This is a genomic window from Pseudomonas sp. GGS8, from assembly GCF_024168645.1.
In the GTDB taxonomy this organism is placed as follows: domain Bacteria; phylum Pseudomonadota; class Gammaproteobacteria; order Pseudomonadales; family Pseudomonadaceae; genus Aquipseudomonas.
In genome coordinates, this window is sequence record NZ_JALJWF010000001.1 from 5,521,117 (window position 1) to 5,539,388 (window position 18,272).

An 18,272-nucleotide genomic window follows, 5' to 3' on the forward strand; every position below is an offset into this window, starting at 1 on the left:
CCGCCTTCACGGGTCTGCCGGGCTTGCTCCCTTGTAAGCATTGCGCACGACTGAGGGCCAGACAGAACAAGGACGTAGCGCCTATGAAATCGGTTTCCATCAGCGAAAACAGCTTGCCTGCGCAGATCTGGAACAGCGCCCCACAACTGGACAACATCCCCGTCATCAACACCGAAACACTGGTCCCGGCTGGCGCTCGGGCGGTGGTGATCGCCCCGCATCCCGGCGATGAAGTGGTCACTTGCGGTGGCCTGCTGCAACTGTTGTGCTCTCTTGGTCATCCTCTGCAACTGATCTCGATCACCGACGGCAGCGCCAGCCATCCGGGGTCGCGACAGTGGTCGGAAAAACGCCTTAGCGTGTTCCGCCCCCAGGAAAGTGTCGAAGCCTTACGCCGGCTTGGCTTGCCGATGCACAGCCTGAAGTGGATTCGCGGCGGCTTCACCGACAACGCTCTGGCCGAGCGGGAGTCGGAATTGACCCAATTCATCGTCCGCTACCTGCGCCCCGGCGATGTGGTGTTCACCACCTGGCGCGAAGACGGCAACATCGACCACGATGCCGTCGGCCGCGCCAGCGCCAGGGCCGCCGCCCTGGTCGGGGCGACGCTCAACGAAATACCGGTCTGGGCCTGGCACTGGCCGATGCGCGATCACGGGCTGATCCCCTGGCATCGCGCGCGCAAGCTACGGCTCGACACCTGGACCGTCGCGCGCAAAAGCCACGCCACTTATGCCTACGCCAGCCAGCTCGACGGCGAACCCGCGATCGGCATCGCCCCATTGCTGCCCCGGGTGCTTCTGGAGCGTATGCGGTTGCCGTATGAAATTGTGTTTGTCTGATGCCTACGGGGTTGAGATGAATGTGTTTGAACTGCTCGCCCACGCATCAGTCGCATACATACAGCAGCCCTGATTCAGAGGAGTGAACGTGACCCGCGATGCCGAACGCCAAACCGTCGAATCAGCGCCGTCGAACACGCCCCCGGCGATTCACCGACTCAGAGTGCTGACGGTCAATACTCACAAGGGTTTCACCGCCCTCAACCGACGTTTCATCCTCCCGGAACTGCGCGAAGCGGTACGCAGTACGTCGGCGGACCTGGTGTTTCTGCAGGAAGTGGTCGGTGAACACGACCGGCATTCTTCCCGTTACAACGACTGGCCACAGACCTCACAGTACGAGTTCCTGGCCGACAGCATGTGGAGCGATTTCGCTTACGGTCGTAACGCGGTCTACCCCGACGGCCACCACGGTAATGCCCTGCTGTCGAAATACCCGATCCGCGAATTCCGTAACCTCGATGTCTCGATCACCGGCCCCGAGCGGCGCGGCTTGCTGCACTGTGTGCTGGATGTGCCAGGCCATGCCGAAGTGCATGCCATTTGCGTGCACTTGAGCCTGCTGGAAAGCCATCGACAACTCCAACTGCAGTTGCTCTGCCTGTTGCTCGAATCGCTGCCAGACGACGCCCCGGTAATCATTGCCGGCGACTTCAACGACTGGCAATTGCAAGGCAACGCCGCCCTCGCCCGACGCGACTATCTGCATGAAGCATTCGAACGCCACCACGGCCGACCGGCGAAAACGTACCCGGCGCGGTTTCCCCTGCTGCGCCTGGACCGCATCTACCTGCGCAATGCCAGCAGTCATGAGCCGCGCATACTCGGTTACAAGCCCTGGACGCACCTGTCGGATCATTTACCGCTGGCGGTGGAGGTACGCCTGTAACACCGTCAAACGACAGGCGCCAAGAACTGCTTTCTGCAGCAGAAAAAATGACAGTAATCACCTCCAGGGCATGCTCAAGAATTTTGCACTGCTCATCCGTCCCGCAACCGATAGCCCACTATCCAACACGTCTGGGCTGCACCTTTCAGCATGATTTTTCGCACAAACAACAACTTAGATCATCGCCAAAAATCAGTCACTTACAGACAATAAAATAGCCGTACCACTTATCGGCCATTTTCTTGACGCGACGCCATCGGTCTTCTTAGCTAGTCCTTACTACCCCCGAAAGTCCATCAGGGGCAAGCCTCCAGACACCCGTAAAACGGGCGGGTCTGACCTTGCCTCAATCCATTCGGTCGCCCCTCATTCGGGGTAGGAGAGACGCCACAGCGAGATACACATGCGATTGCAAGGTAGACCTCCATGAGAACTTCATTCACCCCACAAGAGATAAAATTCACTTTCTGCGTTGTCTCCGGTTCACTCCTGCTGTGCTCATCCATGGAGGTGCGAGCGTCATCTGTCGAGAACGGAACCACGCCCTGGTACAGCCAGCAACTGCCGACAACTACCTTGCCCTTCGGCGCCCCCGACTTATCAAGCTCGCGCCTGACGATCGAAGACGCCGCGCCCCTGGCCTGGGACCACGCCTATGGGCTGACGTCGCGGCAGGCCCAAACCGATTATCTGGCCCAGGGCACGATCCCCGGCGCCAGCGAATTCAAAGGCCCGGCGCTCCTGACCGTGCAAAGCAACAGCGGCAGTACCCAACAGGTCGGACTGATCGGCGGCACCGTTCAATTCCAGGGCAACGATAACGGCCTGCTGACCAGCCGCGCCCTCGCCGACCCCAGCCATGACACGCTCAACCTTCAAGGCCAAAGCCTGGGAGCCTACTGGAGCCTGACCGGGCCGCAAGGCTGGCACGTCGACTTGATGGCCAGCGGTGGCCGTGTCAGCGGTTTTAGCCGCAACGACCAGGGCGTGCGACAAACCACCGAAGGCAGCGCGGTGACATTGTCGGTGGAAGGTGGCTACCCGATTGGTCTGAGCGAAAACTGGGTGGTTGAACCCCAGGCGCAGTTGATCAATCAACGCATCACGCTGGATACGCCGTATGCCGGGTCAGGCAACGCCTCGTCCAGCGACCTGACGTCCTGGAGCGGTCGGGTCGGTGCACGCTTGAAAGGCAATTACGACATCAAGGGCCTGCCGGTCGAACCCTATGTGCGGACCAATTTGTGGCACACGGTGTACACGGGCAACACAGTGAGCCTGGATCAGGTCGACAAAATCAGCAGCAGTCGCAATTCATCGACAGTAGACGTAGGTCTGGGGCTGGTGGCCAGAGTGACGCCTACGGTCAGCCTGTATGTCAGCGCCGACTACAGCAGCAATGTGGTTGAAAATGATTTGAACGGGTTGATTGGCAGCCTCGGAGTGCGGATGCGTTGGTAAGAGTATGTTCAAAAAGTGCTTTGTTCGGACCGGCCTTATCGCGAGCAGGCTCGCTCCCGCATTTGAAATGCATTCCTCTGTGGGAGCGAGCCTGCTCGCGATAGGAGCGACGCGGTTTTAGATCAACCCTCCGGCCGCAGAATCAACACCGCCAGCGGCGGCAAATTCAACACCAGTGAAAGTGCCTGCCCATGGCTCGGTTCTTCCTCGGTGAACACCCCGCCACCGTTACCGTAATTGGACCCGGCATAAGTGTCGGCATCACTGTTGATCAACTCGACCCAGCGCCCGGCAAACGGCACACCGATACGATAGGACTGACGCGGCACCGGGGTGAAGTTGGCCACCACCAACACTGGCCTGCCCTCCTTGCTCCAGCGCAACCAGGCGTAGACGCTGTTGATCGCGTCGTCGCCGATCAACCACTGGAAGCCCTGCGGGACATCGTCCTGATCGTGCAGCGCCGGCTCTTCGCGATACAACCGATTCAAGTCGCCGACCAGCTTGCGCACCCCCTGGTGTTCCGGGTATTGCAGCAAGTACCAGTCCAGCTGCTGATCGTGATTCCATTCGCGCCACTGGCCGAATTCGCAGCCCATGAACAACAGCTTCTTGCCGGGATGGGTCCACATGAAACTCAGGTAAGCCCGCAGGTTGGCAAACTTCTGCCAACGGTCGCCGGGCATCTTGTCGATCAGCGAATGCTTGCCGTGCACCACTTCGTCGTGGGAAATCGGCAGGATGAAACGCTCGGACCAGGCATACACCAGGCCGAAACTCAGTTCGTTGTGATGATGGGCGCGGTACACCGGATCCTGCTGAATGTAATGCAGCGAATCGTGCATCCAGCCCATGTTCCACTTATAGGCAAACCCCAGCCCGCCCTGTTGCGTGCTCTGGCTGACACCCGGCCACGCCGTGGATTCTTCGGCAATCACCAGTGCACCCGGTGCTTCCAGAGCCACTACGTCGTTGAGATGGCGCAGAAAATCGATGGCTTCCAGGTTTTCCCGACCGCCATGACGGTTGGGCACCCATTCGCCGGCCTTGCGCGAGTAATCGCGATACAGCATCGACGCCACTGCGTCGACCCGCAGCCCATCGACATGGAAATGCTTAAGCCAGTGCAGCGCCGACGCCAGCATGTAGCCATGCACCTCGGTGCGGCCCAGGTTGTAGATCAGCGTGTCCCAATCCTGGTGAAAGCCCTCCATCGGGTTGCCGTATTCATACAACGCCGTGCCGTCGAACTGCGCCAGGCCATGGGTGTCGGTGGGGAAATGCGCCGGCACCCAATCGAGGATCACGCCGATTTCCGCCTGGTGGCAGGCGTTGATGAAAGCAGCGAAGTCATCCGGCGAGCCGTAACGGGCGCTCGGGGCGAATTGCGACAGCAGTTGATAACCCCACGAGCCACCGAACGGATGCTCCATGATCGGCATCAATTCAATATGAGTAAAACCCAGCTCCTTCACATAAGGAATCAGCCGTTCGGCCAACTCAGGCCAGGTGTACTGACGGGCGACTTCGCCCAGGTCATCCAGCTCGCATTGCCAGGAACCGGCGTGCAACTCGTAGATCGACAGCGGCGCACTGGTTCGCTGACGTTCGCCCCGCGACAGCATCCAGTCCTGGTCCTGCCAGTCGACTTTCAGCGGTGAGGCGACTTTTGATGCGGTGTCCGGCGGCAGCGTGGTGGCCAGGGCCATCGGGTCGGCCTTGAGCGGCAGAATGCCGTGGGCACCGAGGATTTCGTATTTGTAGGCCTCCCCCGCTTGCAGGCGCGGGATGAACAGCTCCCAGACACCGGTAGGATGGCGCAGCCGCATCGGGTGCCGGCGACCGTCCCAGTTATTGAAGTCGCCGACCACCGACACCCGTTTGGCGTTCGGCGCCCATACGGCGAACCGCACGCCGTCGACACCGTCGACCGTCTTCAGCTGCGCGCCGAGACAACTGCTCAGATCACGGTGATTGCCTTCGGCAAACAGGTACAAGTCCATCTCGCCGAGCAACGGACCAAAGCTGTAAGGGTCTTCGGCGAGTTGCTCGCCGCCGGCCCAACAGGTACGCAGCAGATAGGGTTGCGCCCAGTCGAAGTGGCCGACAAACAGCCCCGGTGTCTGGCTCGCCTCAAGATGGCCGAGCTCGTCCCCGGAATCCTTGGCCAACACCTGCACGCTCAAGGCATCCGGCAGATAAGCCCGAATGAATTGCCCGCCAGCGCCATCGCTGTGCGGGCCGAGAATTGCAAAAGGATCCTGATGTTCGGCGCGTACCAATGCGTCGATGTCCCGCGCCCTGGGCAGCAGTGCCTCTTTAACCTGCCCCTGTTCCTTGTTCGAGAAACTCATGACTACTCTCCACCAAGATCGGAAAAGGGTTTAAGCCCACTCAATAATCCATATAAACCGTGCAACGGCACGGGCAGCCAGGTGGGGCGATTTTCAGCCTCATAGGCCACTTCATAAGCCGCCTTCTCCAGCCCGAACAACGCCAGCGCAGCGTCCTCGCCTTCGGGATCTTGCCATGCATGAGCAAGACTAGCTGCCGCCAGCCGATAAGCGTCGACAAATGATTGTCGCGCCTCTTTCAAATAACGATCGGCGACTCGTTGACGCGCCGCCTGGGCGTCGGCGGTGTTGTCGACGTTATGCACGTTGATCGCCATCGCCGCGGCGTAATCGAAGGAGCGCAACACGCCGCTGACGTCTTTATAAGGGCTGTGTTTGCCCCGGCGCTCATGCAGTGGTCTCGCCGGCTCACCCTCAAAATCGATCAGATAGGCATCGCCCTTGATCACCAGCACTTGCCCCAGGTGCAAGTCACCGTGGACGCGAATGCGCAAGCCGCCCACCGCCTTTTTGCCCAGTTCCTGGATATGGCTGAGGATGGGTTTTTTGTTGTCCAGCAATCGGCTGACCAATGCCTGGTCCGCCGCGCTCAGTTCGGTTTGATGCTGCTTGAGCAGCTTCAGCGCGTGCTCCAGTTGCGCCGCCACATCCTTGGCCGAGGCCAGGGCATCTTTCTGGCTGGTGATGTGTGGAGCGAAGTCCGGGTTAGCGCTTGGGGTCGCCAACACCTGATGCATTTCCCCCAGGCGCTGACCGAGCATGCCGGCAAAATCCTTCAGCTCACCGAGGGCGTTGTAATGCTGCTCCTGTTCGGATACGGCATCGGCGAGTTCGTCGCGAAGCGCCCGTTCGAGGTTGTTCTGGGTCCATTCCCACGCGTCGCCCTGATTACTCAAGTAACCTTGGGCGATCATCAACAGCGTGTCCTCGCCCGCCGCATCGCGACGAATCACCGCCCCCAACAGTGGCGAAATATTTTTGAAACCGGCATGGGTCAGATACGCGCTCATTTCCAGTTCCGGGTGCACCCCTGACGCGACCTTGCGGATCAACTTCAACACCAGACTGGCGCCGATTACCACCGAACTGTTGGATTGTTCGGCAGACAGGTAACGCACCTCCGACTCGGCGCTCAACCCCAGCTTGACCAGTTCGTCAGTTGGCTCGAAACGGATCTCGCCACCGTCCGACGGCAGCACCGTGCTGGCCTGCAGCCCCTGCAATACCGCATGAACAAAACTGTCGAGGCTGAAGGCGTCGGTAATCAGGCCGACCTGACGACCGCGCCGGACCCTGGCCAGCGCCAATTGCTGTGGCAACGCGGCGCCAACCTGTTCCTCGGAAATAAAGCCAAACGGCAATTGATAGCGGCTGGTCTGGCCGGCGCTGGTGACGTCGATTTCACTCACCAGCACCGGATGCTGCGGGTCGCCGAAGCGCACGCCGTAAGCGAGGTTGACGCTGTCGATGGTGCCGTCCTTGCCGGCGAACCAGCGGCGATTCTGCAACCAGCTCGGCAAAATGCCCTGCTCCAGTGACTGCCGAGACGGCGCTTCGAGCAGCTCTTCCATGCGCTGCTTCAGCACCAGCGTGGTGAAGTCCGGCAGGCTTTGCGCCGGCTCCACGTGCCAGCTTGGCATCTGATTTTCCGCCGCCAGGCCGAACCAATAGAAGCCGTAAGGCGCCAGCGTCAGCAGGAAATTCAACTGACCGATGGGCGGGAAAGCATTGCCGCCGAGCATCTCCACCGGAACCATGCCGACATACGCCGACAAATCCAGCTCCGCCGCTTGCGCGCTACGGGACACGTTAGCCACGCACAGAATGATCTCGTGCTTGCCGTCCGCGCCGGTGAACTCGCGGGTATAGGCCAGAATCCGTCGATTGCTCGGTGAGAGCATCTTCAGCGTGCCGCGACCGAAGGCCTTGGACTGCTTGCGTATCGCGAGCATGCGCCGGGTCCAGTTCAACAATGAATGAGGGTCGCCAGCCTGGGTTTCGACGTTGACCGACAGGTAGCCGTATTGCGGGTCCATGATCGGCGGCAACACCAGGCTGGCCGGGTCGGCGCGGGAAAAGCCGCCGTTACGGTCGATCGACCATTGCATCGGTGTACGCACACCGTCGCGGTCGCCGAGGTAGATGTTGTCACCCATGCCGATTTCATCGCCGTAATACAGGGTCGGTGTACCGGGCATCGACAGCAACAGGCTGTTGAGTAGTTCCACGCGGCGACGATCACGTTCCATCAACGGCGCCAGACGCCGACGAATCCCCAGGTTGATCCGCGCCCGACGGTCGGCCGCGTAGTAATTCCACAGGTAATCGCGCTCCCTGTCGGTGACCATTTCCAGGGTCAGTTCATCGTGGTTGCGCAGGAAAATCGCCCACTGGCAGTTGGCGGGGATTTCCGGGGTCTGGCGCAGAATGTCGGTAATCGGGAAACGATCTTCCTGGGCCAGCGCCATGTACATGCGCGGCATCAACGGGAAGTGAAACGCCATGTGGCATTCATCGCCGTTCTGGCCGCTGGCGTCGGTATTGCCGAAGTACAGTTGAGTGTCTTCCGGCCACTGATTGGCTTCGGCCAGCAGCATGCGGTCGGGGTAATTGGCGTCGATCTCGGCGCGGATCTGCTTGAGGACGTCGTGGGTCTCGGGGAGGTTTTCGTTATTGGTGCCGTCGCGCTCGATCAGGTACGGGATCGCGTCCAGCCGCAGGCCGTCGATGCCCATGTCGAGCCAGTAACGCATCACCGACAGCACCGCTTTCGTCACTTGCGGGTTGTCGAAATTCAAGTCCGGCTGGTGGGAATAGAAACGGTGCCAGAAGTACTGACCGGCCACCGGGTCCCAGGTCCAGTTGGACTTTTCAGTGTCGAGAAAAATGATGCGGGTGCCGTCGTATTTCTGATCGTCATCAGACCAGACGTAGAAGTCACGGGCCGCCGAGCCGGGCTTGGCCTTACGCGCGCGCTGGAACCACGGGTGCTGGTCCGAAGTGTGGTTGATGACCAGTTCGGTGATCACCCGCAGACCGCGTTTATGGGCTTCGGAAATGAAGCGTTTGGCATCGGCCAAGGTGCCGTAATCGGTGTGCACGCCACGGTATTCGGCGATGTCGTAGCCATCGTCGCGTCGTGGCGAGGGGTAGAACGGCAACAGCCAGATGGTGTTGACGCCCAGATCGGCAATGTAATCGAGTTTGGCAATAAGGCCGGGAAAGTCGCCGATCCCGTCATTGTTGGAGTCGAAAAAAGACTTAACGTGAACCTGGTAGATCACTGCATCCTTGTACCAGAGCGGGTCCTTGATGAAGGTGGCTGACCTGGGTTTCTTCGCCATTTGTAACTCCTGTTGAATTCGAATAAAACCGCCGGACCTGTGGCGAGGGAGCTTGTCGGATCGCCGCACCGTCCCGCTCGGCTGCGAAGCAGTCGTAAAACCTGCAAATGAGGTGTGACTGACATATTGTCTGGGGCCGCTGCGCGACCCAACGGGGGCAAGCCCCCTCGCCACAAAAGCCCCCTCGCCACAGTCAAGAAGCGGTGATCCGCCAAATCCCGAACGGTAGATGCCAGGGTTCGAACCGCATGAACTGGTACTTGCCATGCCAGGTCCAGCGATGGCCGCTCATCAAGTCTTCGCCCTGGGTGCTGGCATCGTCGGGCAGGCCCATTTCCCACAGCGGCAATTCAAAATTCGCTTCCTGGGCGTTATGCGGATCGAGGCTGACGGCCACCAGAATGAAATTGCTGCCATCCACGCTGCGTTTGCCGAAGTACAGAATGTTGTCGTTCCAGGCGTTGTAGACCTTCAGGCCCAGGTGCGTGTGCAGCGCCGGGTTCTGCCGGCGAATACGGTTGAGCTGGGCGATTTCGGCAATGATGTTGCCCGGCGCGGTGAAGTCCCGTGGGCGGATCTCGTACTTCTCGGAATTGAGGTATTCCTCCTTGCCCGGCACCGGTGCCGCTTCACACAGTTCAAAACCTGAATACATGCCCCACAGGCCAGAGCCCATGGTCGCCAGCGCGGCCCGGATCAGAAAACCCGCGCGCCCGGATTCATGCAGGAACGCCGGGTTGATGTCCGGTGTATTGACGAAAAAATTCGGCCGGTAGCATTCACGCCACGGCGATTCGTTGAGTTCGGTGAAATAAGTCGCCAGCTCGGTCTTGGTGTTGCGCCAGGTGAAATAGGTGTAGCTCTGGGAGTAACCGACCTTGCCCAGACGCGCCATCATCGCCGGCGTGGTAAAGGCTTCGGCGAGGAAAATCACTTCGGGGTACAGCGCCCGCACATCGGCGATCAGCCACTGCCAGAACGGCAACGGTTTGGTGTGAGGGTTATCGACACGAAACAGCTTCACGCCCTCCTCGACCCAGCCCACCACGATGTCTCGCAACTCGATCCACAGACTGGGGACCGCTTCCACGGCATAGAAGTCGACGTTGACGATGTCCTGGTACTTCTTCGGCGGGTTCTCGGCGTATTTGATCGTGCCGTCCGGCCGCCAGTTGAACCATCCCGGATGCTGTTTGAGCCACGGGTGATCCTGGGAACACTGAATCGCAAAGTCGAGGGCCACTTCCAGCCCATGCTCGGCCGCCGCCGCGACAAGCCGGCGAAAGTCTTCGCGACTGCCCAGTTCTGAGTGAATCGCCTCATGCCCGCCTTCTTCGCTGCCAATGGCATAAGGGCTGCCCGGATCGTCGGGGCCGGCGGTCAGCGAGTTGTTCGGGCCTTTGCGGAAGCTGCGGCCGATCGGATGGATCGGCGTGAAGTACAGCACGTCAAAGCCCATGTCCTGGATCATCGCCAGCCGCGTATGCACATCGTTGAAGGTGCCGTGGCGGGCCGGGTCATCGGTGATCGAGCGCGGGAACAATTCATACCAACTGGCGAACTGCGCCAACTCCCGCTCCACGTCCACCGGGCATTCAGGACTCAGGCTGAGGAACGGACGATGGTCGGCCCGGGCCATCAAGTCCGCGCTGCGTTGGTGCAGAAACAAAGCGACCTGCTCGGTTTCGAGCAGACCGGACAGCTCATGGTGCAACGCCGCCAGTTCTTCGCTCAGTTGGCCTTCGCTGCGTTCCGCTGCCTGCTGAACGTGCGTACGCCCTTCCTGCAACTCCAGGCTGACCGACATGCACGCCCCGTGCTTTTTTTTCAGTTCGTAACAAAAACTGGCGTACTGATCGATCCAGGCTTCGATACAGAACACATGGCGGCCCTGCTTCTTGACGCGGAACTGGCCCTGCCAGCCGTTATTGCCCAGCTCGGCCATCACCTCGCTCTGCCAGGTGTCGTCGCCTTCGGCGCGCCAGCGGATGCGCACGGCCAGTTGGTCGTGACCGTCGGCAAACACTTTGCTGGTCACCACCACGTCCTGATCGACCACGGCTTTAACGGCGAATTGCCCGCCATCGAGGGTCGGCATGGTGTTTTCGATCACGATCCGCGGCAGCAGTAACGCCTGGGACAGCGGGATATGCGGGTTGTAGCTCAGTTCTGTGGGTTTCTCTGCAGTCATCGAGCATCTCTCCTTACGCCCCAAGGACGCTCTTGTGCCTGGTCATCATTCACACGAAGCAGTCTGCTCCTGAATGAACTCACCGGCATGAACTCACATAAGTTCCGAGCGACAGGCGCCGGCAAAGTTCAGAGGGATCTACCAAGTCTTTCGGGGAATCAAATCCCCCGGGCACGGGTCAACCCACTTAAGCACGACTCACGCCATCTATCGGTTGCACAGAACAATCACCGACAAATGCGCCCTAACGCTTAATGAATCCGTAAAAAAGGCCTCCTTCATGACCGTGCGCATCGAAAACCAGACCTGCTTCTTCATCACCGAGGACAGCGAAGAAATTCGCCTTTGCCCCGATATCACCATCATCACCGACGAGGAAAAATCCATGTCGGCAGTCGACCTCGACGGCCAGCGCTTCTACATCACCGAAGCAGAAGCCGATACATTGACCGTAGCAGGTGCCGTGGACGGTCGCCGGCATTTGAAGGCCACGAACAGTGATTCGGTGATTTGACTGACCGGCATCAACACACCCCACCAGCGCCTGACATAGGCACTTGCAGCCCCGCCCTTGCGGGTGCATCAAGTTTTCGCAGGCGGGTATGGGCACCCCATCTGATCCGCTTTTTATTGCTCTAGCTGAGTCTGTTATGCAAACAGATCGCTGGTCATAGTGCTCAGGCCTGATGGAGGCTGATGAGCGAAAGACCATGAGCGATAGAATCCCCGTCCGAACCGTTGAACCTGCCTCATTTATAAAAGGCAATGAGCCTTCGCGTCCAAAGATAAAGGCCAAGTCCAGCGATAACCTGATCCACACCCGCAGCTTCACCGGTTTGTTCCGCACCCTGCGCATGAGTGGCGCGGGGTTTCTGTTTCTGCTGTTCTTCGGCACGGTATGGCTGAACTGGGGCGGTCGCCAGGCGGTGCTCTGGGACCTGTCCGAAAGCAAATTCCACATCTTCGGCGCGACCTTCTGGCCCCAGGATTTCATTCTGCTATCGGCGCTGCTGATCATCGCTGCGTTCGGCCTGTTTGCGATCACCGTGTTCGCAGGCCGGGTCTGGTGCGGGTACACCTGCCCGCAGAGCTCCTGGACCTGGATCTTCATGTGGTGCGAGAAGATCACTGAAGGCGAGCGCAACCAGCGGATCAAGTTGCAAGCCGCGCCCTGGGGCCTGAACAAACTGCTCCGGCGTTCGGCCAAACACACGCTGTGGCTGGCGATCAGCCTGCTCACCGGCCTGACCTTCGTCGGCTACTTCACACCGATCCGGCCCCTGGCCGAAGAACTGCTGACCCTGCAAATCGGCGGTGTCAGCCTGTTCTGGGTGCTGTTTTTCACCGGCGCCACTTACATCAACGCCGGCTGGCTGCGTGAAGCCGTGTGCATGCACATGTGCCCGTATGCGCGGTTCCAGAGCGTGATGTTCGACAAGGACACCCTGACCATTTCCTACGACGTGGCCCGTGGCGAAAACCGTGGCCCGCGCAAGCGTGAGGTGAAACCTGCCGAGGTCGGGCTGGGTGATTGCATTGACTGCCAGTTGTGCGTGCAGGTCTGCCCGACCGGCATCGACATCCGCGATGGCTTGCAAATGGAATGCATCGGTTGCGCCGCGTGCATCGACGCCTGCGATTCGATCATGGACAAAATGGGCTATGCCCGCGGGCTGATCAGCTACACCTCGGAGCATCAATTGCAGGGTGGCAAGACCCACCTGCTGCGCCCGCGCTTGATCGGTTACACCGCCGTGCTGCTGGTGATGATCGGCGCCCTCGCCCTGGCGCTGATGGAGCGGCCGATGGTGTCGCTGGACGTGAGAAAGGACCGCGGCCTGTTCCGCGAGAACAGTGAAGGTCAGATCGAAAACATCTACAGCCTGAAGGTCATCAACAAGACCCAGCAACGCCAGGATTACCGTCTGACGCTGGTCGAGGGCGACGGTTTCCAATTGCAAGGCAAGACCGAACTGAGCCTGGCCCCTGGGGAGATTGTCGATGTACCGGTGTCGGTGGCGATGACCACCGAGCGGCCTGCCAGCAGCTCACAGACGATCAGTTTCAAGATTGTCGACAGCGATGAGCCGAGCGTCTATAGCGTGGCCAAGAGCCGGTTTGTCGCACCGATGAACCGTTGAGCCTTTAAGATGCAGGCCTTTGTCCTTTGTCCTGTGGCGAGGGGGCTTGCCCCCGTTGGGTCGCGAAGCGGCCCCCTACATTATTCAGATATGTCGAGCAGTCTGGTTTTACGACTGCTGCGCAGCCGAACGGGGCGATGCGGCGTTCCGACAAGCCCCCTCGCCACAAAATGCACAATTCACTAACCGGGCACTCGATGAAACGCTACGAAAAATTCGCCGAAGACATCGCTGAACTGATCCACTCCGGCGTCCTGGGCCCCGGCCATCGGGTGCCGTCGGTGCGCTACGCCAGCCAGACTTACGGCGTCAGCCCGTCCACGGTGTTCCAGGCCTATTACCTGCTCGAACGTCGAGGCCTGATCCGCGCCCGGCCGCGTTCCGGCTACTTCGTCAACGCCCATGCACCGAGCCCGTTCTCGGAGCCGGTGATCAGCAGCCAGGTCAACGAGTCCACCGAAGTCGACGTCAGCGAACTGGTGTTCTCGGTGCTGGACTCGATCAAGGACCCGACCACCGTGCCCTTCGGCTCGGCCTTCCCCAGCCCCACGCTGTTCCCGCTGCAGCGGTTGTCCCGCTCGCTGTCCAGTGCCGCCCGGGAGATGGACCCGCGCATGGTGGTCACCGACATGTCGCCGGGCAACCCGCAACTGCGTCGGCAAATCGCCCTGCGCTACATGGTCGGCGGGCTGATGCTGCCGATGGAAGAACTGCTGATCACCAACGGCGCACTGGAAGCGCTGAACCTGTGCCTGCAAGCCGTCACCGAGCCTGGCGATCTGGTGGCCATCGAAGCCCCGGCGTTTTACGCCAGCCTGCAAGTGCTGGAACGGCTGAAGCTCAAAGCGGTGGAGATTCCCGTCCACCCGCGAGACGGCATTGACCTCGGCGTGCTCGCCCAAACCCTGGAGCGACACCCCATCAAGGCCTGCTGGTGCATGACCAGTTTCCAGAACCCCATGGGCGCGACCATGCCCGAGGCGAAGAAACAGAAACTGGTGGAGTTGTTGCGCAGGCATCAGGTGCCGCTGATCGAAGACGACGTCTACGCCGAGCTCTATTACGGCCAACAGGCGCCGAAACCGGCCAAGGCCTTCGACACTGAAGGGCTGGTGATGCACTGCGGTTCGTTTGCCAAGAGCCTGGCCCCCGGCTACCGCATCGGCTGGGTCGCCGCCGGGCGGTATGCGCAGAAAATCGAACGGCTGAAACTCATGACCTCGTTGTGCGCCTCGATGCCCGCCCAGGCTGCTATCGCCGATTACCTGCAACACGGCGGCTACGACCGACACCTGCGCAAGTTGCGTTACGCGCTGGAGGAACAGCAAAGCGCCATGCTCGCCGCCATCGCCCGCTACTTCCCGGCCCAGACCCGCGTCAGCCAACCGGCCGGCGGTTACTTCCTGTGGCTGGAACTGCCACCGCGGATGGATTCGTTGAAATTGTTCCAGATGGCACTGGCGCAGGGGATCAGCATTGCCCCGGGGCCGATTTTTTCACCGACCCAGCGGTTCAGGAATTGTATTCGGCTGAATTATGGCAGCCCGTGGACCGAGGATTCGGAGAAGGCGATGGAGACGTTGGGGCGGATTGTGCGGTCGTTCTGAGGGTTTGATGTTGCCAGTACCGGCCTCTTCGCGGGCAAGCCCGCTCCCACAATGAACGGTGTGGGTCACAAAGCTTGTGAACGACACAAATCCTGTGGGAGCGTGGCTTGCCCGCGAAGAGGCCAGAACAGACAAAGCAAATCCAAGGGTTAACGCCCGCCGCCCAAGTCGACAAACGTCCCCGTCGCATACGACGCCTTATCCGACAACAACCAGACAATCGCCTCCGCCACTTCATCAGGCCGCCCACCGCGCGCCATCGGGATCGCCGATTCCAGCTTGCTGACCCGATCAGGATCACCGCTCAATGCATGGAAATCGGTGTAGATGTAACCCGGCCGCACCGCATTGACGCGAATCCCCTCACCCGCCACTTCCTTGGACAGGCCGATGGTGAAAGTGTCCAGCGCGCCTTTCGATGCGGCGTAATCCACGTACTCGTTGGGTGAGCCCAAACGCGAGGCGACCGAGGAGACGTTGACGATGCTGCCACCCTGCCCACCGTGTTTGGGCGACATGCGCAAAATCGCGTGTTTGGCGCAGAGGATCGGCGCCAGGACGTTGGTCTTGAGGATTTTCAGAATGCGGAATTCCGACATTTCGTCGATCCGCGACTTTTGCCCGACGGTGCCGGCGTTGTTCACCAGCGCCGTGACCCGACCCAGTTCGGTGTCCACGCGGTGAAACAGTGCGATCACTTCGTCTTCGATGCTGACGTCGGCGCGCACGGCGATGGCTTGGGCGCCGCGTGCGCGGACTTGTTCCAGCACACTGAGCGCCGCTTGTTCGTCGGACTGATAGTTGATGCAGATCCGATAACCTTGCTCGGCGGCCAACAGGGCCGTGGCGGCGCCGATTCCGCGGCTGCCGCCGGTGATGACGATGACTTTGTCCATGCTGGCTTTCCCCCGTTCCAAGCGTAAGCAGTCGGGGCCAAGAATAACCGCCATCGGCGGGTTTTGCATGGAGCTGCATCAATCCGGTGATGACAAACCTGTGGCGAGGGGGCTTGCCCCCGTTTGGTTGCGCAGCAGTCGTAAACCCAGGCAACTCGGTGAGAATGAAAAATTGAAGGGGGGCCGCTTTGCGGCCCAACGGGGGCAAGCCCCCTCGCCACGGACAAACTCCCTCGCCACAGGGGGCAAATCAGCCCGTTGCCGATTGTTCTCCACGGTGAATGTCGGCCATGAAGCGATCCGCCGGCAGCGGATGCCCGAGCAGGTAACCCTGCAACGAGTCGCAGCCCAGCTGGGTCAGGAAGTCTTGCTGAACATCGGTTTCCACCCCTTCGGCCACGATCCGCAAGCCCAGTGCCTGGCCGAGGGCGACAATGGCCGAGACAATGGCCGCGTCGTCGCTGTCGCGCTCCAGATCGCGGACGAAACCTCGGTCGATCTTCAGTTCATTGGCCGGCAGACGCTTGAGGTACATCAAGCTCGAATAGCCGGTGCCAAAGTCATCGATGGACAGGTCGACGCCCATTTCCGAAAGCTCCTGCAACACCGTCATGCTCGCATCGGCGTCGCTCATGGCGGTGGTTTCGGTGATTTCCAGGGTCAGGCTGTTGGCCGGCAGATGATGGGCGGCCAGGGCCTTGGCAACGCTCTGCACCAGCCCCGCATGGCAGAATTGCAACGCCGAGAGGTTCACTGCGACGCGCCAATCGGTGTAACCGAGCACGTACCACTCGCGCATCTGCCGGCAGGCTTCGTTGAGCACCCACTCGCCAATCGGAATGATCAGCCCGGTCTTCTCCGCAAGATCAATGAACGTGTCGGGCTGCAGCAGGCCCAGAGTCGGGTGGTCCCAGCGCAGCAACGCCTCGGCGCCCACCGGTCGGCCATGGCCGGCGTCAAATTTGGGTTGGTAATAAAGTTTGAACTGCCGTTGATCGACAGCATGGCGCAAGTCTTGTAGCAATTGCAGTTGTTTGCGCGCGTTGTTGTTCATCGAGGCGTCGAAGAAGCGGTGGCCGTTTTTCCCCGCGCCTTTGGCGTGGTACATCGCCGCGTCGGCGTTCATCAGCAACTCTTCGGCGGTCTGACCGTTGCCCGGATAGAGCGCAATGCCGACACTGGCGGAAATCTGCAAGTCATGTTCGGCAACCCGGAACGAGCGTGCGATCAGCCCGACCTGGCGTACCGCCAGGTTCAGCGCATCGTTCGGCTCGTTCAGGCGCACCAGCAATACGAATTCGTCGCCGCCGATCCGCGCCAGGGTGTCCTGGCTACGCAGGTCTTCGCGCAGGCGCGATGCAACTTCACGCAGCAGCTGGTCGCCCATGTGATGGCCGAACGCATCGTTGACCGGTTTGAAGCCGTCCAGATCAATGAACATCAGCGCAAAACAGCCGCCCAGCTCCTGCACTTTCGACATGGCCTGATCGATACGGTCGGCCAGCAACATGCGGTTGGGCAAACCGGTGAGGGTGTCGTGCAGGGCCAGTTGAGTGAGTTCACGATTGGCCACGGTCAGCGAGTGGGCGAGGTCCGCAGTGCGAGCCTCCAGGCGGGCATCGAGGATTGACGTCAGCAAGGCGATGCTCAATATCGCCAAGGTGGTGATCAGCACCAGGCTGTCCAGCCCCTTGCCGTTCAAGCCGCTGACCGCCGCGCCACAGAAACTGCCGTCGGCAAAGCGCGCCGCGGCCATGCCGGTGTAGTGCATGCCGACGATGGCAATGCCCATGATGACTGCAGCCCCCGCACGGAACAGGCGAACATACGGCGTGTGCTGGCGCAGGCGGAAAGCGATCCATAACGCCGCGCCCGACGCGCCGACGGCAATCAGCAGCGACGCGCCAAACAGAGTCGGGTCGTAATCGATGCCCGGCTGCATGCGCATGGCGGCCATGCCGGTGTAATGCATGGCGCTGATGCCGGCGCCCATGACCAGCGCGCCGAACGCCAGTTGCCAGGCCGGCAGCCGTGGCTGACTGACCAGCCACAGGGCAAAGCCGCAAGACAGGATCGCAATCAACAGTGACAGCACCGTGAGGGTGGTGTCGTAGCCCAGGTCGATCGGCAATGTGAACGCGAGCATGCCGATGAAATGCATCGACCACACGCCAATGCCCATCGCAAAAGCGCCACCCGCCGTCCATAAGTGCACCGCTCGACCCTTGGCCGTGGCGATGCGTCCGGTGAGGTCTAACGCGGTATAAGAGGCCAGTATCGCCACACAAAGCGATATGAAAACCAGCGAAAGGGAATAACTACCGATGAGCATTGGATTTCTCGCAACCGCCCCCCGCCGTACTGTATTTGTTCTCGGGGAGCAAAGCCGGCGATTGTACTGATTCCGCGGATGAACGCACTCACAAAATTATCAAAAGGCCATCAAGATGATGAAACGTTTGTATGATCGCTGCTCGGTGGTGAGGGGGCTTGCCCCCGTTCGAGCGCGAAGCGGTCGTAAATGCTGGCGACTCGGAATCTCTGAAG

General features: G+C 60.4%; 11 protein-coding genes. 6 read left to right on the forward strand and 5 right to left on the reverse strand.

Going from position 1 to position 18,272, the window contains the following annotated elements; translation table 11 throughout:
* Positions 1–83 precede the first annotated feature (83 nt).
* The 3 genes from J3D54_RS24610 (at position 84) to J3D54_RS24620 (ending at position 3,192) form a co-directional block, all read left to right on the forward strand.
* Positions 84–842 (forward strand): PIG-L deacetylase family protein, encoded by a 759-nt coding sequence (locus tag J3D54_RS24610; RefSeq protein ID WP_253423845.1) that lies wholly within the window; start codon positions 84–86, stop codon positions 840–842.
* 88 nt (positions 843–930) lie between these two features.
* Positions 931–1,731 carry an endonuclease/exonuclease/phosphatase family protein gene (locus J3D54_RS24615; protein WP_253423848.1) on the forward strand — a complete coding sequence of 267 codons (801 nt, stop codon included), beginning with the start codon at positions 931–933 and terminating at the stop codon, positions 1,729–1,731.
* Positions 1,732–2,157: 426 nt separating this feature from the next.
* Positions 2,158–3,192 (forward strand): autotransporter outer membrane beta-barrel domain-containing protein, encoded by a 1,035-nt coding sequence (locus J3D54_RS24620; protein WP_253423851.1) that lies wholly within the window; start codon positions 2,158–2,160, stop codon positions 3,190–3,192.
* Positions 3,193–3,314: 122 nt separating this feature from the next.
* Here J3D54_RS24620 and glgB read toward each other — a convergent pair whose 3' ends face one another.
* From glgB to J3D54_RS24635, 3 genes are all read right to left on the reverse strand, one after another.
* On the reverse strand, positions 3,315–5,546 hold the full coding sequence (glgB, locus tag J3D54_RS24625; protein ID WP_253423856.1) for a 1,4-alpha-glucan branching protein GlgB: 2,232 nt from the start codon (positions 5,544–5,546) through the stop codon (positions 3,315–3,317).
* Between the two features lie 2 nt (positions 5,547–5,548).
* Positions 5,549–8,890 carry a maltose alpha-D-glucosyltransferase gene (treS, locus tag J3D54_RS24630; protein WP_253423858.1) on the reverse strand — a complete coding sequence of 1,114 codons (3,342 nt, stop codon included), beginning with the start codon at positions 8,888–8,890 and terminating at the stop codon, positions 5,549–5,551.
* Positions 8,891–9,083: 193 nt separating this feature from the next.
* Positions 9,084–11,081 carry an alpha-1,4-glucan--maltose-1-phosphate maltosyltransferase gene (locus tag J3D54_RS24635; RefSeq protein WP_253423862.1) on the reverse strand — a complete coding sequence of 666 codons (1,998 nt, stop codon included), beginning with the start codon at positions 11,079–11,081 and terminating at the stop codon, positions 9,084–9,086.
* A gap of 280 nt (positions 11,082–11,361) precedes the next feature.
* Here J3D54_RS24635 and J3D54_RS24640 point away from each other — a divergent pair, with 280 nt between their 5' ends.
* The 3 genes from J3D54_RS24640 to mapR all read left to right on the forward strand — a co-directional run bounded on the left by J3D54_RS24640 (position 11,362) and on the right by mapR (position 14,829).
* On the forward strand, positions 11,362–11,595 hold the full coding sequence (locus J3D54_RS24640) for a DUF3203 family protein (RefSeq protein ID WP_253423865.1): 234 nt from the start codon (positions 11,362–11,364) through the stop codon (positions 11,593–11,595).
* 196 nt (positions 11,596–11,791) lie between these two features.
* Positions 11,792–13,222 (forward strand): cytochrome c oxidase accessory protein CcoG, encoded by a 1,431-nt coding sequence (gene ccoG / locus J3D54_RS24645; RefSeq protein WP_253423868.1) that lies wholly within the window; start codon positions 11,792–11,794, stop codon positions 13,220–13,222.
* Positions 13,223–13,419: 197 nt separating this feature from the next.
* The gene (mapR, locus tag J3D54_RS24650; protein WP_253423871.1) at positions 13,420–14,829 is read left to right on the forward strand and encodes a GntR family transcriptional regulator MpaR; all 1,410 of its coding nucleotides are present in this window, start codon (positions 13,420–13,422) and stop codon (positions 14,827–14,829) included.
* A 149-nt stretch (positions 14,830–14,978) separates the two neighbouring features.
* Here mapR and J3D54_RS24655 read toward each other — a convergent pair whose 3' ends face one another.
* Both J3D54_RS24655 and J3D54_RS24660 read right to left on the reverse strand, forming a co-directional pair.
* Complete coding sequence (locus tag J3D54_RS24655) at positions 14,979–15,725, reverse strand: SDR family oxidoreductase (protein WP_018926135.1); 747 nt, start codon at positions 15,723–15,725, stop codon at positions 14,979–14,981.
* A gap of 250 nt (positions 15,726–15,975) precedes the next feature.
* Complete coding sequence (locus J3D54_RS24660) at positions 15,976–18,057, reverse strand: bifunctional diguanylate cyclase/phosphodiesterase (RefSeq protein ID WP_253423875.1); 2,082 nt, start codon at positions 18,055–18,057, stop codon at positions 15,976–15,978.
* Positions 18,058–18,272 lie beyond the last annotated feature (215 nt).